Source organism: Brachyspira innocens ATCC 29796, assembly GCF_000384655.1.
Taxonomy (GTDB): Bacteria; Spirochaetota; Brachyspiria; order Brachyspirales; family Brachyspiraceae; genus Brachyspira; species Brachyspira innocens.
The window spans coordinates 20851-46622 of the sequence record NZ_ARQI01000130.1 but is presented as its reverse complement, the minus strand read 5'-3'; the positions used below and the strand labels follow the sequence as shown (position 1 = coordinate 46622).

22 protein-coding genes are annotated in these 25772 nt (G+C 28.1%); 9 read left to right on the top strand and 13 right to left on the bottom strand.

All coding sequences use genetic code 11. The annotated features are described in order from the left end of the window. The first annotated feature begins 298 nt into the window (after positions 1–298). Both F811_RS0114810 and F811_RS0114800 read left to right on the top strand, forming a co-directional pair. Positions 299–1261 carry a class II fructose-bisphosphate aldolase gene (locus F811_RS0114810; RefSeq protein ID WP_008725933.1) on the top strand — a complete coding sequence of 321 codons (963 nt, stop codon included), beginning with the start codon at positions 299–301 and terminating at the stop codon, positions 1259–1261. 222 nt (positions 1262–1483) lie between these two features. Continuing rightward, positions 1484–2383, top strand: coding sequence for an SAM hydrolase/SAM-dependent halogenase family protein (locus F811_RS0114800; RefSeq protein ID WP_020006012.1), 900 nt, complete (start codon positions 1484–1486; stop codon positions 2381–2383). 98 nt (positions 2384–2481) lie between these two features. Here the strand turns inward: F811_RS0114800 and F811_RS0114795 are convergent, their stop codons facing one another. Genes F811_RS0114795 through F811_RS0114780 form a run of 4 tightly spaced genes read right to left on the bottom strand, consistent with a single transcriptional unit; the run spans position 2482 to position 6764 of the window. Continuing rightward, a complete protein-coding gene (locus F811_RS0114795) occupies positions 2482–3150 on the bottom strand; it encodes a hypothetical protein (RefSeq protein ID WP_020006011.1) in 669 nt (222 codons plus the stop codon). A gap of 17 nt (positions 3151–3167) precedes the next feature. Continuing rightward, positions 3168–3767: an OmpA family protein gene (locus tag F811_RS0114790; protein WP_020006010.1), complete on the bottom strand. Its 600-nt coding sequence runs from the start codon at positions 3765–3767 to the stop codon at positions 3168–3170. Positions 3768–3779: 12 nt separating this feature from the next. Then, complete coding sequence (locus F811_RS0114785; protein ID WP_020006009.1) at positions 3780–5030, bottom strand: hypothetical protein; 1251 nt, start codon at positions 5028–5030, stop codon at positions 3780–3782. A gap of 15 nt (positions 5031–5045) precedes the next feature. Next, a complete protein-coding gene (locus F811_RS0114780; RefSeq protein ID WP_020006008.1) occupies positions 5046–6764 on the bottom strand; it encodes a hypothetical protein in 1719 nt (572 codons plus the stop codon). Positions 6765–7324: 560 nt separating this feature from the next. On the opposite strand from F811_RS0114780, the gene F811_RS0114775 reads away from it, so the two are divergent. Beyond that, positions 7325–8527, top strand: coding sequence for a dicarboxylate/amino acid:cation symporter (locus tag F811_RS0114775; protein WP_020006007.1), 1203 nt, complete (start codon positions 7325–7327; stop codon positions 8525–8527). Positions 8528–8907: 380 nt separating this feature from the next. Here F811_RS0114775 and pgsA read toward each other — a convergent pair whose 3' ends face one another. Genes pgsA through F811_RS0114755 form a run of 4 tightly spaced genes read right to left on the bottom strand, consistent with a single transcriptional unit; the run spans position 8908 to position 12255 of the window. Further along, positions 8908–9465 (bottom strand): CDP-diacylglycerol--glycerol-3-phosphate 3-phosphatidyltransferase, encoded by a 558-nt coding sequence (pgsA, locus tag F811_RS0114770; RefSeq protein WP_020006006.1) that lies wholly within the window; start codon positions 9463–9465, stop codon positions 8908–8910. A gap of 28 nt (positions 9466–9493) precedes the next feature. After that, positions 9494–10522, bottom strand: coding sequence for a DUF4340 domain-containing protein (locus F811_RS0114765; protein ID WP_020006005.1), 1029 nt, complete (start codon positions 10520–10522; stop codon positions 9494–9496). Positions 10523–10563: 41 nt separating this feature from the next. Continuing rightward, positions 10564–11307 (bottom strand): ABC-2 transporter permease, encoded by a 744-nt coding sequence (locus tag F811_RS0114760; RefSeq protein ID WP_020006004.1) that lies wholly within the window; start codon positions 11305–11307, stop codon positions 10564–10566. After that, a complete protein-coding gene (locus F811_RS0114755; RefSeq protein ID WP_020006003.1) occupies positions 11308–12255 on the bottom strand; it encodes an ABC transporter ATP-binding protein in 948 nt (315 codons plus the stop codon). A 181-nt stretch (positions 12256–12436) separates the two neighbouring features. Between F811_RS0114755 and F811_RS0114750 the strand changes: the two genes are divergently transcribed. The 5 genes from F811_RS0114750 to lexA all read left to right on the top strand — a co-directional run bounded on the left by F811_RS0114750 (position 12437) and on the right by lexA (position 17885). Continuing rightward, positions 12437–14035 (top strand): AAA family ATPase, encoded by a 1599-nt coding sequence (locus F811_RS0114750; protein ID WP_020006002.1) that lies wholly within the window; start codon positions 12437–12439, stop codon positions 14033–14035. 1 nt (position 14036) lies between these two features. Continuing rightward, a complete protein-coding gene (locus F811_RS0114745; protein WP_020006001.1) occupies positions 14037–15518 on the top strand; it encodes a VWA domain-containing protein in 1482 nt (493 codons plus the stop codon). A gap of 96 nt (positions 15519–15614) precedes the next feature. Next, complete coding sequence (gene rnc, locus F811_RS0114740; RefSeq protein WP_020006000.1) at positions 15615–16355, top strand: ribonuclease III; 741 nt, start codon at positions 15615–15617, stop codon at positions 16353–16355. Between the two features lie 59 nt (positions 16356–16414). After that, positions 16415–17065, top strand: a complete 651-nt coding sequence (rpe, locus tag F811_RS0114735) for a ribulose-phosphate 3-epimerase (RefSeq protein WP_020005999.1) — start codon at positions 16415–16417, stop codon at positions 17063–17065. A 193-nt stretch (positions 17066–17258) separates the two neighbouring features. After that, positions 17259–17885: a transcriptional repressor LexA gene (lexA, locus tag F811_RS0114730; protein ID WP_020005998.1), complete on the top strand. Its 627-nt coding sequence runs from the start codon at positions 17259–17261 to the stop codon at positions 17883–17885. Positions 17886–17961: 76 nt separating this feature from the next. Here the strand turns inward: lexA and F811_RS0114725 are convergent, their stop codons facing one another. Both F811_RS0114725 and F811_RS0114720 read right to left on the bottom strand, forming a co-directional pair. Beyond that, complete coding sequence (locus F811_RS0114725) at positions 17962–18459, bottom strand: YajQ family cyclic di-GMP-binding protein (RefSeq protein WP_013115207.1); 498 nt, start codon at positions 18457–18459, stop codon at positions 17962–17964. 38 nt (positions 18460–18497) lie between these two features. Further along, positions 18498–20012, bottom strand: coding sequence for a glycogen synthase (locus tag F811_RS0114720; protein WP_020005997.1), 1515 nt, complete (start codon positions 20010–20012; stop codon positions 18498–18500). A gap of 184 nt (positions 20013–20196) precedes the next feature. Here F811_RS0114720 and F811_RS0114715 point away from each other — a divergent pair, with 184 nt between their 5' ends. Further along, on the top strand, positions 20197–21723 hold the full coding sequence (locus F811_RS0114715) for a UDP-N-acetylmuramoyl-L-alanyl-D-glutamate--2,6-diaminopimelate ligase (protein ID WP_020005996.1): 1527 nt from the start codon (positions 20197–20199) through the stop codon (positions 21721–21723). 62 nt (positions 21724–21785) lie between these two features. Here the strand turns inward: F811_RS0114715 and F811_RS0114710 are convergent, their stop codons facing one another. The 3 genes from F811_RS0114710 to F811_RS0114700 all read right to left on the bottom strand — a co-directional run bounded on the left by F811_RS0114710 (position 21786) and on the right by F811_RS0114700 (position 25763). Continuing rightward, positions 21786–22481, bottom strand: a complete 696-nt coding sequence (locus tag F811_RS0114710; protein ID WP_020005995.1) for an L-ribulose-5-phosphate 4-epimerase — start codon at positions 22479–22481, stop codon at positions 21786–21788. A gap of 92 nt (positions 22482–22573) precedes the next feature. Then, a complete protein-coding gene (gene araA / locus F811_RS0114705) occupies positions 22574–24067 on the bottom strand; it encodes an L-arabinose isomerase (RefSeq protein WP_020005994.1) in 1494 nt (497 codons plus the stop codon). A 19-nt stretch (positions 24068–24086) separates the two neighbouring features. Continuing rightward, the gene (locus F811_RS0114700; RefSeq protein WP_020005993.1) at positions 24087–25763 is read right to left on the bottom strand and encodes a ribulokinase; all 1677 of its coding nucleotides are present in this window, start codon (positions 25761–25763) and stop codon (positions 24087–24089) included. Positions 25764–25772: the final 9 nt, after the last annotated feature.

Sequence of the window (25772 nt, the reverse complement as noted above, 5' to 3'; positions counted from 1 at the left end):
TATATTTGCATATAATAAAAACTTATGCAAATATTTTGAAGTATTATAACATATATAAAAACAATAGTCAACAAATCATATAAGGCAATTATTAAAATTATAGAAAAATAATTATAATTAATAATATAGTTTTATTTCATGTATAATTTGTAGGCTGTTATTTTATTTTTAATTTTTAAATATTTTTTTTGAATTCTAATCATATAAAAAATAAGTATTTTTATTGAAAAAATATTATTTTTACTATATTATTAATAAGTATTTTTTATAATTTTTAAAAAGAATTAAGGAGAAGAATATGGTTAAATTCTCAGATTTAGGTCTTGTTAATAGCAGAGACCTTTTTAAAAAAGCTATAAGCGGCGGTTATGCAATACCTGCATTTAACTTTAATAATATGGAACAACTTCAGGCTATAGTTCAGGCTTGTGTAGAAACTAAAAGCCCTGTTATTATTCAAGTATCTTCAGGAGCAAGAAAATATGCCAATCAAACATTATTAAGATATATGGCTCAGGGTGCTGTTGAATATGCTAAAGAATTAGGTGTTAATGTTCCTATAGTTTTACACCTTGACCATGGCGACAGTTTAGAACTTTGCAAAAGCTGTATTGAATATGGTTTCTCTTCTGTTATGATAGACGGAAGCCATTATGATTACAACAAAAACGTAGAACTTACTAGAAGTGTTGTTGAATATGCTCATAAATATGATGTTACTGTAGAAGGTGAATTGGGAGTACTTGCTGGTGTTGAAGACGATGTTTCTGCTGAACATCACACTTACACTCAGCCTGAAGAAGTAGAAGATTTCGTTAAAAAAACAGGCGTTGACTCTCTTGCTATTTCTATAGGTACTAGTCATGGTGCTTATAAATTCAAACCAGGTCAAAATCCAGAAATAAGATTAGATATTCTTAAAGAAATTGAGAAAAAAATTCCTGGATTCCCTATCGTTTTACATGGTTCTTCAAGTGTACCTCAAGAATATGTAAAAATGATTAATGAATACGGCGGTAAATTAGATGATGCTATAGGTATTCCAGAAGAACAATTAAGAGAAGCTTCAAAAAGTGCCGTTTGTAAAATCAATATCGATAGCGATTCAAGACTTGCTATGACTGCAGCTATTAGAAAAGTATTCCATGACAATCCTAAAGAATTCGATCCTAGAAAATATTTAGGACCTGCTCGTGATGAAATGAAAAAACTATACATGCATAAAATTAATAATGTATTAGGTTCTAATGGAAAAATATAATTTTAATAAATAAAATATAAATACAATAAAAATTTAAATTAAAGGAGATAACGTGGGAAAACAGCATAGAAAAGTAGTTAAACGCAAAAGAGCTTTAAGAAGAATAAAAAGACAAAAAGACGCTCTAAATGCTAAAACTAAATAATTATTAAAAAGAAACTTCAAGGGTATGAGTTTATTCTTATGCCCTTAATTTTTTAACAAAATAAAAAAGGATACAAAATGAAAAAATATATATTAATAATATCATTATTTGTTATGCTTATATCATGCCAAAAACAAATTGATAAATCTCCGCTTGCACTTCAAACAGATTTTGGAAGAAAGGATAATGCTGTTGCAAGTATGTACGGAGTAGCTTTAACAGTAGATAAAGATTTAAAAGTTTATGACCTTACTCATGAAATACCTGCATTTAATATATGGGAAGCTGCTTTGAGATTAGACCAAACTGCAAGATATTGGCCTGAAGGAACTGTATTTGTTAATGTTGTAGACCCCGGAGTTGGTACTGAAAGAAAATCGGTTGTTATGAAAACTACTAACAACTATTATTTTGTAACTCCAGATAATGGCTCTTTAACTTTTGTCTCTGAAACTTTAGGTATAGAAGAAGTAAGAGAGATTGATGAAGCAGTAAACAGACTTACCAACTCTCAGGAATCATATACTTTTCATGGCAGAGATGTTTATGTATATACTGGAGCAAGACTAGCTTCAAAACAAATAACTTTTGAACAAGTTGGTAAATCATTAGGAACTAATATAACAAAAATAGATTATCAAAAACCAAGATATGAAGAAGGTAAATTCTTTGCCAACATTCCTATACTTGATGTACAGTATGGAAATGTATGGTCTTCACTTTCTCGTCAATTAATGCTAGACAATGGAGTACAGGTTGGAGATATTCTAAATGTTTCTATATACAATAAAAATACTTTAATTTGGAATGGCGATGTTAAACTTGTTAATACTTTCGGAGATGTAGCTGAAGGCGATAACATGTCATATTTCAATTCAGAACTTAATTTCTCTGTTGCTGTTAATATGGGAAATTTCTCTGATAAATATAAAGTTGAAAGCGGCCCCGATTGGAGTATGGAGATAATAAAAAAATAATATATTTATTTTATATTATATAAAATAAGTTGGGCATGCTATTTTTAATAGTATGCCCTTTATAAAAAACAGAAATATGATTATTGAAGATATCTTAATTAAAATTTAGGTCCGAATCTGTATCCTACCTGAACACCAACATCTAAGTTTCCAAATGTTTCGTTCTTCACAACATCAGCATTGGCATATGTATCTGACCATGCAAATCCCCAGTCATAGCCTATATAAAGTCCTACATTAATCGCCATATTATCTTTGAAAAATATGGAATAATCAAAAGTGCCTCTTATATATGTTCTAGGCTTAACTTTATTATTAATATTTTCAGAAGCGGATGAAGTTTCATAGTGTAATTTTGAACTCACATCAAATTTCACTCCAGTATTGATACCAATAGAAAATCCAGCTATATTGAATTTAGGATAAAAACCTATATAAATATCATGAACCGTATTTTTATAGCTTTCAGTGTTATTATTTTTTGAATAACTAAAACCAGTAAAATCATATCCAAGAGAACCAAGAAGACTTACTCCCATATTATCCATTATTTGGAACATATACCCTATATCAGCCTCTACCCCTATTTGAAAATTTCCGCCTAATTTAGGATTACCAGCAACTGATACATTTTTATTCACTAAAGTAATACCAGCACCTATAGGGACATTAACTATCAATTCAAATCCGCCAATTTTGGCATAAGAGATTTGCTGAACTAATACTAATAAACTGCTTATTAGAACAATTTTTGATAATTTTAACATAATATAACTCCTAACAATTATTCAGTAATATTACTACTAAAAGCTGTAATATTGCTGTAATAATTACTATAATAATTAAGATAATTACTTAATTCTCTCTCACATTTAAGAGCGACAAAATCAACTCTTCTATTTTGTGAAATATTAGTAATATATTTAGGAATTATATCACTATAAGCAAAAATTTGAACTCTTTTATAAAAAAAACCTGAAGAAAGTATAACATCTCTTATAACGCTAGCCCTTCTCTCTGATAATCTGTAATTAATATCTCCATTACCATGCCCTGTAATATCAGCATGACCTTCTACTATCAAAATGCAATTTCTATTATTACTCATAAAAGTCATAACTTCATTCATAACATAATAATAATCATCTATATTGTATGGCTTTTCTTCTCCAAGCCTATAATATATTTCTTTATCTGTATCAAGCAAATATCCTCTGTCTGTTTTAATCAATGAGATATTAGTATTAACATTAAACTCATAATCACATGCATCTTTAATTTTCTGTGGTCTGTTCCAAGAAAAATATAATCTTCTTTCAGGTATGAAACAGGCAGTAAGAATAAAAGGAATAATTAGAATCAAAAATATTTTTATATATTTCATAATACCGCCTTATTAAAACCTTATGTTTATAGGTATAAATGAAACAGCGAATTGCTTTGTAAATATACCGTATTCAATAGCTAATGACTGATAGAATATATCAAAATGAAAACCCACTCTCATATCATAAAGCTTATAAGATTGTTTATCACTGGAATTAGGTATATATAAATCATTTGCTGTTATCTTATGTCCCACTATATTGGCATAACTTCCAATACCATTTACGCCTACTGTTGATTCCATACTTCCAAAAGTTATATCTGCCCCAACTGAAAAATATGCAGCTAAATATTGTATAACTGGAACTTTCTCCTGCATTTTAAATCCAAATACCAATTTAGGACTTAAAGCAAAAGTTTTCCATTTGCTTCTTAAAAAAGCATTTCCATTAAAAACAACCCCCGTTTCAGTACCGCCTTTAAATCCTAAATATAAAGGTACATATATATTTCTATTTCTAACATCCAAACTTAAATTACCAACATCATAATTAAAATCAAATCTTAAATCTCCAAAAAAATATTTAGTTCTGAATAAATAAGCCTTGAGTGAAGCTCCTATATTCCAACCCATAGATTCTATTTCAACATCATTAACAACAGCCCCGTAAATCTCTTTAAATCCCAAAGAAATGCCGCCTCTAAGAGTTAAAGCCAAAGGTATAGGACCTAAATTCACCTGAAAATAGGCATTAACATGAGGTATAGGCAATATATCCAATGCCTTTGATAAAGCCTCATAATCATTTTGAGTCCTTGTGGGATTTTTTATATAATCAATATGAAGCAGAGGAACATCACTATATAAATTAATTCCAAAACTTCCTATAGGAGTATGCATAGGTATAAGAAGACCAGTATTATTGCCAGAAGCAGCATTAAAAGCTGTTTTCTTTTTTAAAGCATTAAGTACAATAGCCGCAGTTCCCTGCTGCATATTAGCTACCTCTAAAAAACCAAGTGTGGTGCCGACCAATAATATTACCGATTCATTAGTTGTAGTATCCAAAACTTTTTCTGGATTTTGTGCTATTGATATGAGTTCTCCAAATGTAAAAGACTTTATTCCATCATCAAATAATTTATTCATTTGTTCGCTTGAGGTTAAAATATCTAATGTTTCTTTAGGAATATTATTATACATTCCAGTATACTCTATATATGCATTAATAAATGTATTATAATTAAGTCCGGGAAACTGAGAATACAGACTTATCCCTGATAAAATTATCATAAAAAATATAAAAACAATTTTTCTCATAAAAACATTCCCAAATTATAATTCAAAAGTATAATGAGTATAGGCCTTATCTGGAAGGAAATAATCATTGCCTTTATCTTTTATCATTTTAATCATATCAGACATTGATTTATAATACAAGAAATAATAATCATATTTTTTATAATCTTCCATAGTTTTTGCCTTTATAAGAAGTGCATAATATTTCTCTGATAAGTTTAATGCTGTTTCATACTGAGTATTAAGTTTAAACTCTCTGTCATAATCTACTAAACGCACTATTTTATTATTAAATGTAAACAAATATCCTCCTCCGCTTTCCCATCCTATAAAAGAAGTAATATCATTATTTGGTACAATACTGATCCAATCGGATTCCTGTGCCTTATCAGGAGAAATATCAGATACCTGTAATTGATAACTTCCAGACTTTCTTATATGTTCTTCTGTAATAGTAAAATTAGTTTCAAATTTATCAACGGTATCCATTATTTCTTTTATAGGCGGTATAGGATAGGTAAGATTTAAGGTTCTATAATATTTACCGTTAAGCAATGTATATGAAGGTTCTGAAGGTGTTGGAGGTGTTTGAGGCAAACTACTCATAGCTATCATTTCATCTCCTATATAATCAGCTGCATCATAATTTGCTGACGATGTTTCTTTTACCCAATTCTTACCATCTTCAGTAGACCATATACCATAAGATTTATCAAAATATTTAACTCCATATTTCCAATAAGGAGCATTATAATAGAACCAATTTGAAACTCCTCCTGTAACATAAAGCTTTTTTCCATCTGTTTTTATATCATAACCATCTCGGCATCCGAACGGATTTTGATTTGTTGTCCAAGTTTTTAACTCTAAAGAAGAGTCATTCAAATCATTAACATAATAATACCCATCTGAAGTGGTAAATATTTTATCATTAGGATCTCTGTATCCTGTAGGACTTAAATCATACACTGAATACCATCTATTAAACGCATACAATTTATCTTTAAAAAATACTATTTCTATTCTAGTACAGCCTATTCTTCCCTGCCAGTTATTAGGATTATTATAATTTGTTTCTGGAAGTTTATATATTTTATCAATATCTTTTAAATCCTGCCAATTAATAAGAGTATCCGAAGAAACACTATGTCTGTATGTTCTAACTTCATAATAATATTCTGTATCATATAATGTATCTTTAAAATTACTTGGTTTTATTTCAAATGTTATATCTTTATAAGGAACTTCATATGATCTGTTGGTTAATTCTATATATACTCTATCAGTATCAATAATTAATTTAGGAGAATGAAGATTAGTCCAATATTGAACTTTACTTAAATCTTCATTTGGTGACAGACTATGTATTTTGATTATTGTATTTCCATCATCAGTTATTTTTAATACAGCACCTTTTCCTGTTCTGTTTAATTGTTTTTTATCAGGATCATATTTATATTCATTAGCAGCTAATACATACCATTCATTTTTATATCTAAATCTTTTTGAAAATCCGCCGAATACTGTACCGTCTTGAACTATTTCTGGGTTTATTTCTATAGGTTTTTCTTCTGTTTCTTCAGGAGGCAGAGGCAAAGGACTTGGATTAGGATAATCTGGTATACTTGCTTCTTCATCACTTTCAGAAGGGAAAGCAGTAGGTGGAGGAATATGAACGGGACTTAATATATTTACCTTTTTACAAGAAAATATAATAACCAAAATTAATAAAATAAGAAAAAATAGTTTTTTCATAATTAAATTCCAAATAATATACTTTACTATAATAAATACGTAAAAATTGAAAAACATTCGTAAAATATATTATTTTTTTATTTATTATAGTAATATTATTATAGATATATAGTTTAGTTTATTGATAAATCATTATTAAGATACAAGATGTTTATTAATTAATTTAAAATTACTATTAATAATATTTATTATAACTTTATTTTTATAAATCAGATATATTTCATATTAATTAGTAATCATTTTTTAATACAAATAAATTTATAATAGCATAAATAAATTGAATAACATATAAATATTATTCATTTTTATATAATAATACATTCTTTTAAAATTGATTTAATATATATAAAGGCCGTATATTACAATATATTTGAAATTTAATGTTTTACTACAAATCTATTATATTTTTTGTAAACATAATTTATGTAGTGTAAAAGTTTTTTAAACAAAATTTTAATATTTCTATTAGTAGTTAAAAACAAAAAAAATGTGGACTTCTATTTACTTGTTGTGATTTTTGTATATATTATATAGTATAAACATTAATTTAGGAGAAATGCATGGAAAAAAAATTTAAACTTGGATTAGTACCTAGACTAATCATCGGAATTCTGCTCGGTATATTCTTTGGACAGCACTTTATACCAGAAGTAATATCAAGAATTATTGTTACAGCATCTGGAATATTTAGTTCTTATTTGAAGTTTGTAATACCGCTAATGATAGTTTCCTATGTGTCTATGGGTATAGCTGATTTAAAAGAAGGCTCGGGATTCTTACTTCTTGTGACTTGTATATTAGCTTATGGTTCTACATTAATCGCTGGATCAGCATCTTTTTTAGTAGCTTATAATCTATTTCCTAGTTTTATGAGTCCAGATGATATTCAAAAAATAGCTGCTGCTGCCGGAAACTCTGTTGCTCCTTATTTATCAATAACGGTAACTCCTCTTTTAGATACTTTGGCAGCTGTTTTATTTGCTTTCATAATAGGACTTGGTATTTCCACTATGAGAGGAAAAGAAATAGGTGATTATTTGTACAATGTTTTTAAAGAGTTATCAACTATTATAGATAAAGTTTTAAGAGTATCTATAATTCCTCTTTTGCCTCTTTACATTTGTGGTACTTTCGTAGATATGACTAGATCTGGAAAAACTTTTGTAATTTTAGGAATATTATGGAAAGTATTTATAGTGGTAATAATAATGCATTTACTTTATTTATTAATAGCATTCTTAGTATCTGGTACAATAGGAAAGAAAAATCCTTTTATGCTTATGAAAAACCAAATAGCTGGATATGCTACAGCTTTAGGCACTCAGTCATCAGCTGCTACAATACCTGTAAATTTACAATGTGCTGAAAAAGACGGAATATCTGAACAAATAAGAAACTTTGTAGTACCTCTTTGTGCTAATATACACATGGCAGGCTCTATGATAACAATTACAGCCTGTGCCACTGCCGTATGTTTAATGAATCAAATACCTATTTCTTACACTACAGTACTTCCTTTCATTGCTATGCTTGGTATAGCTATGATAGCTTCTCCTGGTGCTCCTGGCGGTTCTATAATGACAGCTTTGCCTTTCCTTTATATGGTAGGATTAGGTACTCCAGATAGTCCTTTATGTGCTATAATGGTTGCTTTATACATCACTCAAGACTCATTCGGTACTGCTTGTAATGTATCTGGTGATAATGCTTTGGGTGTTATAGTAGATACAATATACAAGAAAAAAATTGTAAAATCTGCATAAAACTGACATATAATAAAATTGCCATTAATAAATACCGTCTATAAAATATTTTATAGGCGGTTTTATTTTTATATTATACCTGCCTGTTTTTAAACTATTTTTTATATATTATTTTTATCGTAAATAGAAGATAATAATATATAAATATGCAGTCTTTTGCGAAGCGTATCCGAGTTTATAGATGATATAAGGTTATTTTGACGAAGTCCGCAGAGCGAAGGCGGGAAAAGAACAATAAAAAAATTGACAAACTTAAGAATTTTCAGCATATACATAGACAACTATAAACTGGTATAATTATAATAAAAAAGCTGACAACTCAAGTCAATAAGTTATCAGCTTTTTATTCTAATACTAAAAAATTAATTTAATCAGTTCTATTATTTTTTAGCTGACTTTCCAGTTATTAAAGGCATATAATCAAAGAATGAATATATAGTTATTATTGTTACAACTAATAAACTATAGTATATTATTTCATTATATGGTAAAACTATAGAAGTATGCTTTAATATTTTTATTAAGAATATTATAACAACAGCAGCAGCCCTTGAAGCAGTTTTTAGTTTTCCGCTAAACTTAGCAGCAACAGCAAAGCCTCGAAGCCCTCCTAATATTCTTATAAACATAGAAAACATATCCCTGTAAAGCGAAATTATATACATCCATATAGGCATAGAACCTTCATACAAAAATATTGTAAACATAGTTATATGAAATACAGTATCTGCAAAAGGATCTAACACCTTACCTAAATCACTAACTAAATTGAATTTCCTAGCCATAGCTCCATCTAAAGCGTCAGTTATCTCCAATATTATGAGAAATATTAAAGCAAGCACAGCACTTATCATAGAATTATAAAAATATAAAAATATAACAAGCGGTGATAAAACTATTCTGCTAATACTTAGTAAATTAGGTATTTGCTTTTTCATAATTTGCTCCTATTATTTATTTATGAAATTATTGCTGAATATTTTCATCTAATCTCATATTATCTTCTGACATATTATCATTATAAAACTCATCATCTGAATTATTCATTTCTTTATCATCATCTTCTGTCTTTATATAGTAACTTCTGTCACGCATAGCAGCAGCATATATAGAATAATCAACTTCGTATATTATTCCGCTTTCTGGTTTTACATATACTCTATTGTCATTATTATCATATACTATTTCATAGCTTTTTTTAGTATTATCTTCCATATATATTGTGATTGTTGCATCTGGAATTCTGAATAATCTCTCCAAATATTTTATCATATTATCATCATACACAAATCCTGTTGCCTTAACCAAAGATAAAGTTTCAAAATCTCTATAAGCCTTATCTAAATTAATCTCTTCCTCTACTCCATCAACAACCCAATTAGTTCTATTTTCTTTTCTTATGATATTAGTATAATCTCTTACATTGCTTTCTGTTCTAATTACTGAATCTATATATATAGGTCTGTCAAATATTTGTTTATCTCTTAACATATCAATAGTTTTCTTTAATGCCTCTATATATATTAATTCAACACTAAAATATTCATCATTATATTTTACATAGTATCTTTCTTCATCTGGGGTTTTATTTCCTACAAATATTTTATACTCTTTATTACCTTCCCAAACTGTAAACTCATTGCTAGGATTTTCAAGTCCGAATGATTCAAGCTCTGAAAGATTAGTAATAGTCATATCAATATTGAGTGTATTAAAGTTTTTAACATTAGCAAAAGCCTCTAATTGATCTATTTTATAATCATTAGAAGGCGAAATTACTTTCCAAGTTTCATCTATTTTTTCTACGATAATCGGCTCTTCAGCATATTTTAATTCATATTTCGTAACATTTGTTTCATTAAGTTCAAAAAGCTGAGTTCTTGGTTTATTAGCTTCCATTTGTAAGCGTTTTTGTTTTGTAGTAATAAAAGCTGCAACACTTATTACAGCAAGTACAACAAGTAAAACTATAATTTTTGTAATATTCTTTTTCATTTATATAATCCCTATTTTATTTTAATTTCTAATATCGTAAATTATTTCCTATTTTCCAGCATAATATTTGATAAATACAAAAATATTACTGTAACAGACAAGAAATAAACAATATCTCTCAAATCCAATACCCCTCTTGCAATATTAGCAAAATGATAATCACCGCTTATAACTTCTATAATATTAACAGAGGCTGGAAAAAGCAAGGTTAAATATCTCAAAAACATGTTTAATGATATCATAATAGCAAGTCCTACTATCAAAGCCACTATCTGATTCTTTGTTGTTGATGAGGCAAATATACCAATAGCACATAATGCCATAATAAGAAATACGCTTCCAATATAGCCTGCAATTATAGGTCCTATATCAAGCCTTCCTAAAAACATCAATGTAATAGGATATAGTATAGTTGGAATTAAGGCAAAAAGCATAAATATAACAGCTGAAAAGAATTTACCTAATATTATTTCTAAAGTAGAAACTGACTGAGTGCTTATAAGCTCATAAGAACCGCTCGAAAACTCGCTTGATAATAAACCCATTGTTATAGGCGGTATTATTAAAGATAGTATTAAAGGCAAAATGCTGAAAAAATCCTGCATATCATTTTGCTGAAGTATAAAAAATCTTGAGAAAAAATATACTCCGCTTACTATCAAAAATATTGCTGAAAATATATATGCTATAGGCGAAAAGAAAATATGTCTTAATTCTTTCTTTAGTATAACTATAGATTTATTTATAATATGATTTATTTTATTCACTGAAAAAACATTCTCCACTTATTTATCTCCTTTTGTAAGTGTATGGAACACCTCTTCTAAATTTTCTCTTTCTTTTATCATTTCATATATTACCCAATCCGTACTTTTTATAAGTGCATAAATTTTTTCTCTAGGCTCTTCATCATTAGAATAAACTATTATATCTTTCAAATTATCATTATTTTCTATTTTCACATCATAAACATTTTCTATTTTTTTGAGCTTTTCTATTATTTTATTATTATCATCATTAGTTTTAATAGATAATTTTATTCTTGAAGATATTTTATTTTCTTTACTATTATTTAAAGTTAAATGTTTAGGGTCAGCATCTGCAATAACATTACCCTGATTAATAATTATAGCCCTAGAACAAGTAGCCTCAACTTCGCTTAATATATGAGTTGATATGAGAACAGTTTTTTCTTTACCAAGCTCTTTTATAAGTTCCCTTATTTCTACTATCTGATTTGGGTCAAGTCCGTTTGTAGGTTCATCTAATATAAGTATTTTAGGGTCATGGATTATAGCACCAGCAATACCTACCCTCTGCTTATAACCCTTTGAAAGCTCACCTATTGATTTTGATATAACATCTTTCAAACTGCAGGCTTCTACAACATATCTTAGTCTTTCATTTAATCTGCTTCTTTCAAGTTCCTGTATTTCCGCCATATAAACAAGATAATCAAACACACTCATATCATCATAAAGCGGTGCCGATTCTGGCAAATATCCTATAACTTTTTTTACTTCCATTTCATTATCTAATATACTTTTTCCGTCAATAACTGCATTTCCGCTTGTGGGAGAAAGATAACAGGTAAGTATTCTCAAAGTAGTAGACTTGCCAGCACCATTAGGACCTAGTATACCTACTATTTCGCCTGCATTTATTTCAAAACTTACGCCTTTTAAAGCATGAAAATCACCATAATATTTACTTAAATTTTCTACTGATATCATTTTATTCCTTTTATCTGCAAATAAATATTAAACAAAATAATTTTATTTATGAATTAAAAAAACATTATAATATATACAAAGTAAAAAAACAATTATAAAATCTAAAAATATATTTTTATACTTGTTAATGATTAATATATATGTTATTATACTTAATAAGTAATTATTAAGGTATTATAATATGGAATTAAATAAAGAAAAAGTAAATTATATAATAAAAAAACTTTCTGAAGGGTTGTATGAAAAAGATGAAGTTATTGCCTTAACTTTTTTATGTGCTTTGGCTGGAAAATCAGTATTTTTATATGGTCCTCCTGGCACTGCTAAAAGTTTGATAGTACGAAGAATAGCTTCAGATTTTAAAGATTCTAAATATTTCGGGCAGCTTATGAATAGATTCACTACTCCTGAAGATGTATTCGGACCTGTGAGCTTATCAAAATTAAAAGAAGATAAATTTGAAAGACAGACTGAAGGATATTTACCTAAAGCCGATTTTGTATTTTTAGATGAAATTTGGAAAAGCAGTCCTGCAATATTAAATACATTATTAACTATAATAAATGAAAAAGTGTATAGAAACGGAAGTGCTGAAGAGAAAGTGCCATTAAAGGCATTAGTTTCAGCAAGTAATGAAACTCCGCCTAAAGGTCAGGGATTTGAGGCAATGTATGACAGATTTATAATGCGTTTATTTGTTGATACTGCTAAAGATGTTGATAATTTTGTAAAGTTAATATCTGATAAAGATGTTTCTTTCGATGCTGATTTAAAAGAAGAAGAAAAAATATCTACTAAAGATTGGTTAAAATTTCATAAAGAGATAGATAATGTATCAGTATCCGACGAAGCTCTTGATATAATATGCTCCATAAAATACGAGATAGACGAATATAACAAAGGCAATAATGAAGCTATATATATTTCAGACAGAAGATGGAAAAATATTGTTTATATATTAAAAGCAGCTGCATTTTTTTCAGAAAGAAATACTGTTATGCCTGTAGATTGTTTTTTAATAACTCATTGTATATGGACACTTGAAGAAAATATTGAAGCGGTGAAAAAAATAGTATTAGAAGCCATAAAATTTTTTTCAGCTTCAGATATAAATATATTTGATGAAAAAATTGAGGACATAAAAAATAGGTCTAAAAATTCTCAAAATAGCAGCAGCACTGATTCAAATGATGACGATTTAGAATTTGAAACAGTATTGATAAATGGAGAAAAGTTTGTAGAATTACCTGTAAAATGGAGAAATTATCCTTTGATAAATTATAGTTTATATGCTACATCACATCAATTGAATACTGGTTCATATTTCAATCCATATTATGTAAATAATGGAAATGTTTTTGAATGTAAATACTTAGAAGGCATACATTTAGGTAATGGCAAATTGAAGATAAAAATGAAGAATAGAAGTATAAGTCTTGTTGGTCTTTGGGGTAGTGTTATTTTAATAGATGAAAATGGAAAAGAAGTATATGAAACTATATGCAGTCTGCCTGTTAAAAATAGTGTCAATAATACAGCTAATAATATTGTATCAGTAAATAATTCAAACTTAAAAATAGAATGCAATGATTTAATAAACAATATTGATGATTATATTAATGGTTATGAAAATTATTTAAAAAACAATATTAATAATATATATTCTGTATTTTTAAGTGATGAAAATAATTTTTTGATGGCTGAAATATACAATGAAAATATATCTGAATTAAAGTCTAAGGTTATAGAGCTTGAAAAGATTAGAGAGTTTTTAAAATAATATGCTGGATAGTTTTTTATTTAAAAAAGATGATATTAAAAATCAATTATATACTGAATTTCCGCAGTACAGTGAATTATTTGAAGATGAAGAGTTTTCAAAGGAACTCGATAAAAAAATAAATGATTATAATGAAAATTTGAATAAAGAACTTTCATCTAACAACCCTTTGAAAAATGAATATAATAAATATAATAATGCATATTCTTCTTTTAAAAATAATGGTGCTGATGAAAACCGTATTTTAAATGATATAAATAATTATAAAAATTTTGATAAAAATGCTGATTATAATTTTTATAATAAAAAATTAAATGATATAAAAAATAGACATAAAAAAGAAGAATACAATAATATCAATAACTATTATAATGCTTTAGAAAAAGTGGTTTTGAATGATTGGAAAAATTCTTTAGACAGAGAATATACTAAATGGGCTTTGGATAAAATAGACGAAAGGAGAAAAGAGTTTTTTAAAGATACTAAAAATCTGCTTGAATATTTAAAAGATATAAAAGAGATTAAAGAATCATTAGGCGATGAAACAGGTGAGCTTTTTGATTTGAGTCTTGGAAAAATTGCCAAAAGAGATATAAATTATATAAAAAAACTAGCAAACTTTCTAAAAAATCATAAAAGTATAAAAGAACTTTGCGATATGCTAGGAAGATTTATGAAAGCAGAGGAAAGCATAAAAATAGAAAAAGTTCTAAGAAAAGAAACTTTCAAAACTAAAAAAATAGATACTAACTCTCAGGAAGAGATTGTTGGCATAACTTATTCTAGGGATATACATAATATACTTCCTCAGGAAAAGCTGCTTCTAGCTGAAGGTGTACTTGAAACTTTATTTGGAGTTAAATATTTTGAAAACAGGCTTTTAACTTTCAAAAAAGAAGGATATGTTGATTCATTTTATGAGCAGGATATAGAAGAAGAAATACAGGCTAAAGAAGATGATAAAAAAGGTCCTATTATAATATGTGTTGATACAAGCGGTTCTATGAGCGGAGTTCCAGAAACTGTTTCAAAAGCTGTTACATTATATCTAGCTACTCGTGCAATGAAACAGAAAAGAAACTGCTATCTTATAAATTTTAGTACGCAAATAGAAACTATGGATTTAACATATCCTAATACTATGGATAATTTGATTGAGTTTTTAAGATTAAGTTTTGATGGAGGAACTGATGCTGTGCCTGCATTGAGGCATGCTATAAAAACTATGAATATTGAAAATTATAAAAAATCTGATTTAATTTTTATCTCTGACTTTGTATTTAATGATTTTACCGACAGTGATTATAAATTAGTAAATGAACAAAGAAAAAATGAAAATAGATTCTATTCTCTTATAGTAGGAAGTACTCCTCTATTTAATGTAAAAAACAGCATATTTGATTATAATTGGTGTTATGATTCTTCAAGAGGTTCTGTTAAAGAGATTACAGAAAATATGTATTCAAATATCTTTAATATTTAACATTTATATATAAAATTATAAAAAAATAATAATATTTTCTTGACTGTATTTTTTTTCATTGTATTATAATTGCTATATTGTTAGGCAGAATGTATTATGAACATAATAAATATAGAAGAAATTTTAAATAATTGTCAGGCAGCTATAAAATATGAGTTTAGAAATAAGTCATATCTTTTAGAAGCTATTACTCATAGAACTTATGCTAATGAATCTAAAAATAAAATGAAATATAATCAAAGGCTTGAGTTTCTTGGAGACTCTGTACTTTCTCTTATCATATCAGATTATTTATTTAAAAAATATAATACTAGTAAAGAAGGTTTGCTTTCCAAAGTAAAATCATCTTTGGTTTCTCAAAAAAGTTTAGCCGATATTTCAAAAGAACTAAAACTCGGAGACTTTCTTCTTTTAGGACATGGAGAAGAGGTTTCTGGAGGACGATATAGGGATAACATGCTTGAAGATTTATTTGAGGCTATAGTGGGAGCTATATACTTGGATTCTGGTATTACTAATGCTGCCAAATTTGTTATGACGGCATATAAAAACAGACTTACTAATCTTGATATAGAAAACTTTGATAAAGACTATAAAACTATATTTCAGGAACTTATACAAAAAAAACATAAAACAAGCCCAGTATATAAATCTTATGAATACCATGATGAAAATAATCATGAGATGTTTAAAGCAGAAGTTTATGTTAATGATAAAAACTTTTCTTCTGGAATAGGAAAAAGCAAAAAAGAAGCAGAAACTGAAGCTGCTAAAAAGGCATTAGAAAATATAGAAAGAGTAAGCAAAACCATAAAGAAAAACAGACAAAACAAATGATAATATAATTTTTTAATAATAAATTTTTAATAAAACAAAAAATATGATAAGGAAAACATATGAATAAGATTATGATAGCCCCTTCAATATTAACTTCTTCATTTTTAAATTTGGAAAGTGCAATAAAAGAACTTGAAGAAGCTCAAAGCGATTATCTTCATTTGGATATTATGGACGGAGTATTTGTTCCTCAAATTACATTCGGGGCCAAAATAGTTTCTGATATAAAAAAAGCAAGCAATATTCCTCTTGATGTTCATCTTATGATAGTAAATCCAGAAAAGCACATTGATGATTTTGCTAAAGCTGGTGCTGATATTATAAGTGTGCATTATGAAGGCAATATTCATATTCACAGACTTATTTATCAAATAAAATCGCATAATATCAAAGCAGGTATTGTACTTAATCCGCATACAAGAGTTGATGTTATAGAGCCTATTATAGATGATATAGATTATATACTTATAATGAGTGTTAATCCGGGATTTGGAGGACAAAAGTTTATAGAATCATCTGTAAAAAAAATAAGAGAAGCTAAAAAATTGATTGGTAATAGGGATATAATACTTGCAGTAGACGGAGGTGTTAATCTTAATACCTGTAATATGGTAATTGAAGCAGGAGCAAATTTCCTTGTTGCTGGAAGTGCAATAATTGACAGCGATAACAAAAAAGATACTATTAATAAACTTAAGGGAAATAAATAATTTAAATAATTATCATTCAAGAATTATTTTTATACAAATATTTGTATTTAACATATTATTATAATATTAAATTTTATGATAATTTATTATTTATATTTTATAAAAATATTATTTTTTTCACATTATAACTTGACATCATATTTTTATATAGTATAATAACAAATACTACATGTAAATATAAAGAGGTATAAATATGACTGAATTAACTGATAAACAAAGAGATATTTTTAATTTTTTGCAAAGATTTACCAATGAAAACGGATACCCTCCAACTGTAAAGGAAATTATGGTTCATTTTAACTTCGCTTCTCCAACAGCAGTAACAACACATCTTACAGCTTTGGAAAAAAAGGGATACGTAAAAAAAACTGGTAAAAGAGCTAGAGGAAGCGTGCCTATAGATACATCAGAAAAAGGCAATCACAATATGGTAAGAATACCGCTTTTATCAAATGAAGTTAAAGCAGGTCTTTTAATGGACGTAGCTGATGAAACTGTAGAAGAAACATACTCACTTCCAAAATCTATAGCTCAAGATGAAGGTAATTTCCTTATGAAAGTTATGGGAGATTCTATGATAAATGCCCATATAAAAGAAGGAGATATGGTATTAGTGCACCCTACTAATCAGGCTGATAACGGCGATATAGTAGTAGCAAAAATTGATGATAATGGAAATGAAGAGATAACAATTAAAAGATTTTTCAGAGAAAAAGACCATATAAAACTTATGCCAGAAAATAAAAATTATCCGCCTATAATAAAAGAAAGCGTTGCTTTAGTTGGAAAAGTTGTAGGACTTATAAGGTTAAAAGTATGATTATATATCTTGTTAAAAAGAGGGCTTTATAAACCCTCTTTTTTACTGCATAATAAATATTATTATATAAAATTAATTATCTATAATTTGTAAACTGCAAAGGTATAGGATAATCTTTACCCTTAAGCATTGTTATTACAGACTGCAAATCATCTTTTTTAGCACCAGACACCCTTACCTGCTCATCTTGTATACTTGCCTGTACTTTTAATTTCATATCTTTAATATCTTTTACTATCTGTTTTGCCAAATCTTTATCTATACCATGAACTATTTCATTAATCTCTCTAACTGCATCGCCTGCTGCTTTTTCTTTTTTCTTTTCTCTAAGGCATTTTTGATTTAAGCCTCTTTTAATAAATTTCTGAAATAGAATATCTTTTACCTGATTAAGTACAAAATCTGCAGGGGCAACTATAGTAATAGTTTTCTCTCCTTTATTGAGTTCTATTTGTATATTTTGTCCCTTAAAATCAAATCTATTATCTATTTCTTTAGCAGCAACATTAACACAGTCATCAATAACCTGCATATCAACCTCAGAAACTATATCAAAACTTGGATCTTTTGCCATAATTAACTCCTTTGTAAATTTATAAATTTAATTTTCTATTATTTATCACTCAACAATTTTTTATAAAGTTTAGTATATTCTAAAGCACATCTATGAAGCGAATAATCTTTACTCATAGCATTAGCAACCAATTTATCCCATATATCTTTTTTATTATAATATAAATCAAAAGCTAAATCCATAGTGTAAACAAAACTTTTAATACAATATTCATTAAATACAAATCCAGTTGCTTTATTAATAGTTTTTGCCCCATTATAATTTATAACAGTATCTTTAAGTCCTCCTACAGCATGCACTATAGGAATACTTCCATATTTCATACTGTATATCTGATTAAGTCCGCAAGGCTCAAATCTGCTAGGCATTAAATACATATCGCTTCCTGCTGTAAGTCTATGAGCCAATGATTCATCAAAACTAAATAATACTTTTATGTTTTTTGCTCTATTAGCTCTGTCAATAAAATCTTCTTCAAAATCTTTAAAATAATTATTTTTGCTGAAAAGAAAAATAAAATTAGCATTATAAGTTGCAATCTCAAAAAAAGACTGATATATCAAATCAAGCCCTTTTTGAGGGTCAAACCTAGAAATCATAGTTACAAGAGGACAGGATTTATTAATAAAACCAAACTCTTTATATAATGAATTTCTTATAATTTTTTTCTTTGAAACAGTATTTATATCATAATTATTTTTTATATATTTGTCTGTTTTAGGGTCCCATTCTTCGTCATGACCGCCATTAAGTATACCATATAATTTTGAAGATACATCGGAAAGCAAATTATTAAGACCGCATCCGAACTCTTCACCCTGTATCTCTTTAGCATATGATGGGCTTACAGTTGTAACGATATCAGATAGTATAATACCAGCCTTTATAAAACTAACATTACCATAAAACTCCAATCTGCTATGTACAAAAAACTTCCAAGAGATATTTAAAAGACCATAAATATCAACAGGAAAATTACCCTGATATGCCAAATTGTGTATAGTAAAAATTACTTTTAATTTTTTTAATGCTTCCTCTTCATTAAATACTTCTTTAATGTATAAAGCTATTAAAGCAGTCTGCCAATCATGAATATGTACTATATCAACTTCTAAATTTTCTTTTTCGTATAAATATATTATAAGTTTAACTGCCGCTTTTGAAAATAATATAAATCTGCTTGCATTATCATTATAATCAATACCATTTTCAGAATAAATACCATTTCTTTTAAATAAGTTATCTTCTTTTATAAAATAAACATTTATATTATCATTATTAGGGTGCTTAATTCTAGCAATATCAACTTTAACTATATTTTTACCATGTTCTATTTCTAATGTAGTTAATATATCTTTTTTGGATATAAGTTTATAATTTTGTTTATATAATGGTATAATCAAAGAAGCATTAATATTTGAAGCCTTTCTAGTATTCATAGTATTGGTAGTATTGATAGAAGAAATCTCCAAATGCAGACTTCCTGCAATATCACCCAGCCCTCCTGTTTTAGAAAATGGATAGGCTTCACTAGATACCATAAATATATTCATAATTTACTTCCATCAAGAAAAAGTTTTTACTATAATATAGTTATATATCTTTTACACCTAAAAATCAAGCTATTTATTTGTATAATATAGTAAATAAAATAAAATATATTTTTTACTATAAAATTTAAAAAATTGTTTTATTTTCTATATAAGAAATATAATAAATGAAAAATGGGACTAAATTATGAAACTTTTTAAAGAACTTATCAAAGGATATAAAGTATCAAAAGAAAAGCAATTAACTAAAGAATGCTTAAACACTGAAATAAAAGGCATAGCGTACAATTCAAAATTAATAAAAAAGAACTATATTTTTGTAGCTATAAAAGGCTTAAAAGATGACGGTCATAAATATATAGAAAGTGCCATTAATAATAAAGCAAGTATAATAATACATGATAATTCAGCTGATAAAAACTTTATAAAAGAATTAGAAGATAAACACTCAAATGTATATTTTATAGCAGTAAAAAATCCAAGAGAATGTTTAGCTTATATCTCGGCAAAGTTTTTTGATGATCCTACTAAAAAGATTAATACTATAGCAATTACTGGAACTAACGGAAAAACAACTACAACATATTTGTTAAAATCTGTACTTGAAGCCAATAAAAATAAAACTGCTTTAATAGGTACAATTAAAAATATGATAGGAAAAACAGAAATAAAAACTAATCTTACTACCCCAGAATCCATTGACTTAGAGAATATATTTGATAAGGCATTAAAAAAAGAGGTGTCTCATATAGTTATGGAAACATCATCTCAGGCACTTGCTATGGACAGATGCGATTATTTAAATTATGATACAGCCATTTTTACTAATATCACAGAAGATCATCTTGATTATCATGGAGATATGCAAAATTATCTTAAAGCAAAATTAAAATTATTCTCACTTCTAAAAGAAAGCTCTAAAAAGAAAAAATTAGCAATAGTTAATATAGACACGGATAACTTTAAGCAAATATCAAATTATATAAAAAAACTTGGTATTAAAATGGTTACTTACGGACTTAATGAAAAAGCTGATTATTACGGAAAAATAATTTCTCTTAATTCAAAAAATACAGAATATGAGTTTTATGCTAATGGCAAGTTTATATCAAAAGTAAAATTATCAATGCTTGGAAGATTTAATATTTTAAACTCATTATCAGTATTAGCTTATGTTTCTGAATATAAACTAGACATAGAAAAATCAATTAAAGCTATGAGAAGGGTTCAGGTAGCAGGAAGATTTGAAATAGTAACAAAAGAAAAGCACCCATTTATTGCTGCAGTTGATTATTCTCATACTCCAGACAGTTTAGAAAATATATTAAGAGAGGCTAGAAAATTAAATCCAAACAGAGTAATAGTAGTATTTGGATGCGGAGGAGATAGAGACAGAAAAAAACGTCCGATAATGGCTAGTATCGCAGAAAAATATTCGGATATTTCTATACTTACTACAGATAATCAAAGAACAGAAGACATTAATCAAATAATGAACGATATTGAAAAAGGATTTAAAAAGAAAGATTATAAAAAAATTATAGACAGAAAAGAGGCAATATTTGAAGCTATAAAAGAAGCCAAAGAAAATGACATAGTTATAATAGCAGGCAAAGGCCATGAAACTTATCAAATATTCCCAGATAAGACAATACATTTTGATGACAGAGAAACAGCAAAAGAAGCATTAAAAGAATTCTATAAAGATATATAAAAATAAGCAAACTGTATAATTTTAGAGTATAAATATAAAATTATACAGTTTACTCAAAAATTTTAATTTTGACCATAGTATGAATTTTTTCCATGTTTTCTGAAATAATGCTTATCAAGCAAATACTGTTCTACTCTTGTTATATCAGGGTTAATCTGTATAGTTCTGTAAGCCATTTTAGCTACTTCTTCAAGTACAACAGCATTATGTACTGCATTATGAACATCTTTACCCCAAGCAAAAGGTCCATGAGATGATAGTATTATACCTGGTATATCCATAGGATTAATCTTTCTTTCTTTTAAAGTCTCTATTATAACCAAACCAGTATTTTTTTCATAATCTGATTCTATCTCTTCTTTAGTTAAAGCTCTGGCACAAGGTATATCTCCATAGAAATAATCTGCATGAGTTGTACCAAATGCTTTTATATCTTTTCTTGCCTGTGCCCAGCTAGCAGCATAACTAGAATGAGTATGAACTACAGCACCTATTTCTGGAAAAGCCTTATACAATTCTATATGAGTAGCAGTATCAGATGACGGCTTATACTTGCCTTCTTTTTTATTTCCTTCTAAATCCAGTACAACCATATCATCAAATTTCATTGTATCATAATCAACACCGCTTGGTTTTATAGCGAAAAGACCGCTTTCTTTGTCAATACCGCTTACATTCCCCCAAGTATAAATAACTAGATTTCTTCTTACAAGTTCAATATTACCGTCAAATACTATTTTTTTTAATTCATCAAGCATATGTATGCCCCTTTAATGATTATAAGATATATTTTCTATTATGAAATAAATAATATATTATCATAATAGAAAATAAATATCATATAATAATATTATCTCATATTCCAATAAGCTTCATTCCATCTCATTTCTTTTCTAAATTCATTAATTTTAGTATTTTCATCTATTACCAAAAGTTCTATTTGAGCGATTTCGGCATAGTCTGTTAAATAATCAACATTAATTGCATTAGAATAAACAGTATGGTGACCGCCTCCAGCCAATATCCAAGCCTCAGCAGCAGTAGTTAAATTAGGTGCTGGTTTCCAAAGTACTCTTGCTACAGGCAATTTAGGGAATTTATTTTCTTCTATTTTGACAGCATTAACTACATTAACTGACATTCTGAATCTATTTTTCATTTCTACTATTGAAGTACATAGAGCAGGACCAGCCTGACCATTAAATACCAAACGTGCAGGTGCTTCTTTATCACCTATACCAAGTTCATGAACTTCTATATTAGGTTTAGATTCTGCTATAGAAGGACAAACTTCAAGCATATGAGCTCCTAAATTCATCATATTATTTTCTTCAAAGTGATAAGTATAGTCTTCCATAAAAGAAGTACCGCCTTTCAAACCATTACCCATAACTTTTATAGTTCTTACCAAAGCAGATAATTTCCAATCACCTTCAGCACCAAATCCGTATCCATCAGCCATTAATCTTTGAGTAGCAAGTCCTGGTAATTGTTTCATTCCATACAAATCTTGGAATGTATTTGTAAATGCTTTTGCATTTTTATCTTTTAAAAATGCTCTTATAGCTATTTCTGTTTTTGCCTGTTCTTTTATATGAGATATTGTATATTCTTTATTATCTCCATAAACTATATTATAAGTATCTTCATACTCTTTCATAAGTTTATCTATTTCAGCATCGGTAACCTGACTCATATATTTTACTAAATCACCAACAGCATAATACTGAACAGACCAGCCAAATTTTATCATAGCTTCAACTTTATCACCGTCAGTAACAGCTACATCTCTCATATTATCACCGAATCTTACGATAGTCATATCCATACCATCAATATAAGCAACAGCAACTCTCATCCATACAGCTATTCTGTCCTGTACATTTTTACTAGACCAGTGACCTGCTATAACTTTACGAGGTATGTTCATTCTTGATGTAGCAAAACCAAATTCTCTGTCTCCATGTGCTGATTGATTTAAATTCATAAAATCCATATCTATTTTATCATAAGGTATTTCTACATTGAATTGAGTATTTAATTCAAGCATAGGTTTTTTTAATACACTAAGCCCTTTTATCCAAGTTTTTGCTGGAGAAAATGTATGCATCCAGCATATTACCCCTGCACAATTAACACTTGAATTTGCTTCATTTAATTGTGCTAATATTTTATCAGAATCTGTTAATATTTCTTTACATACTACTTTATATGGAAGTCCGCTGCTATTTAATGCTTCTGCTATTTTTTTTGAATTAGCTCTAACCTCTTTTAAAGTTTCTTCTCCATATAAATACTGACTGCCTGTCAAAAACCAAAATTCATATTTAGATAAATCCATCATAATACTTATCCTCCGCAAATTAGTTATTATTAATTAATTTCTCACTAAAATTAGCAAGCTCTTTATATTTTTTGTATAATGTCTCATATACTTTTACATTCTCTTCTATAGGCTTATGCACTCTGTCTATTCCCGCAGACAAAGCATTCTGAGCCTCAAAAACACTGTCATATAAACCATAAGCTTTAGCAGCAAATACAGCCGCCCCAATAGCAGGAGCCTGATCACCTTTGGTTACATATATTTCTCTATTTGTAACATCCGCTAATATCTGCATTCCCAATACACTTTTTCTAGCAACGCCGCCTATAGCCATAACTTTTTTAATCTCTATACCGCCATCTTCAAAACATTCTATTATAGCCCTAGCTCCATACGCTGTTGACTCTAAAAGCATTTTCATAAAAATAGGAGCATCTACACCTAATGACATTCCAAATATAGACGCTTTTAAATTTTGATTAGCAAAAGGAGTTCTTCTACCATTAATCCAATCCACAGCAACAGGAGAATCTTCAGTAGTTTTTATTTTACTAGCCTCTTCTTCCAATAAAGGAAGTATTTTTTTCTCAAACATTTCTGTCTCTTCTTCAGAAGTTTTTAATATATTTTTATAAGGCCACATTAATAAACTTCTAAACCAAGAATAATAATCACCATAAGCTGACTGACCTGCTTCATAACCTATATATCCTTCAACAACAGAACTATCTACCTGACCGCATATCCCTTTTACTAACTTTTCTTCCCCATTTGGTAAATTTCCAATAGTAACATCACATGTGGAAGTACCTATACTTTTTACCAAAACACCCACATCAACTAAACCGCCTACAGCACCTATATGTGCATCATAAGCTCCAACGCATACTAATATACCTTCATTAAGTCCAAATTTATTAGCCCATTCTTTTGTTAAATATCCTTCAATAGTTTCAGTTGAATATGTTTCAGTTCCTAATGAATCTCTTATATCTCCTAGTTTAGAGTCAAATTTATCAAAGAAATTTCTAGGCGGATAACCTCCCCAGCTTTTATGCCACATGCATTTATGACCTGCTGCACATCTGCTTCTTTTTATAGTACTAGGATTGGTATTTCCGCATAATACTGCTGTTATCCAATCGCAATGCTCTAGAACAGTATATACTGCTTCTTTTACAGCTTTATTATTTCTGATAACATGCAAAGTTTTTGCCCAAAACCATTCAGTAGAATAAACTCCTCCAAGATATTGAGTATAATCAACATCATTACTATGAGAAACTCTGTTAATCTCATCTGCTTCTTTCACTGAAGTATGATCTTTCCAAAGTATGAACATAGCATCTGGATCATCTTTAAACTTTTCACTCATAGCTAAAGGCATTCCGTCTTTATCGCATAAACATGGAGTAGAACCTGTTGTATCTATACATATACCTCTAATCTTTTCAGATACATTATTAAATTTTTTATCAGCCTCTTTAACAGCATTATTAACAGCTTCTGTTAAACTCTCAATATAGTCTAAAGGGTGCTGTCTAAATTGATTTATCTGTTTATTACAGTAAAGTCCTTTCTTCCACCTTTGATAATAGCTTACATAACTGCCTACAACGTTTCCATCTTTTGCATCTATTATAACTACTCTCACAGAATCAGAACCAAAATCTGCACCTAATACATAATGCTCGCCAACATTAAAGTTTTTCATTTTATTTAT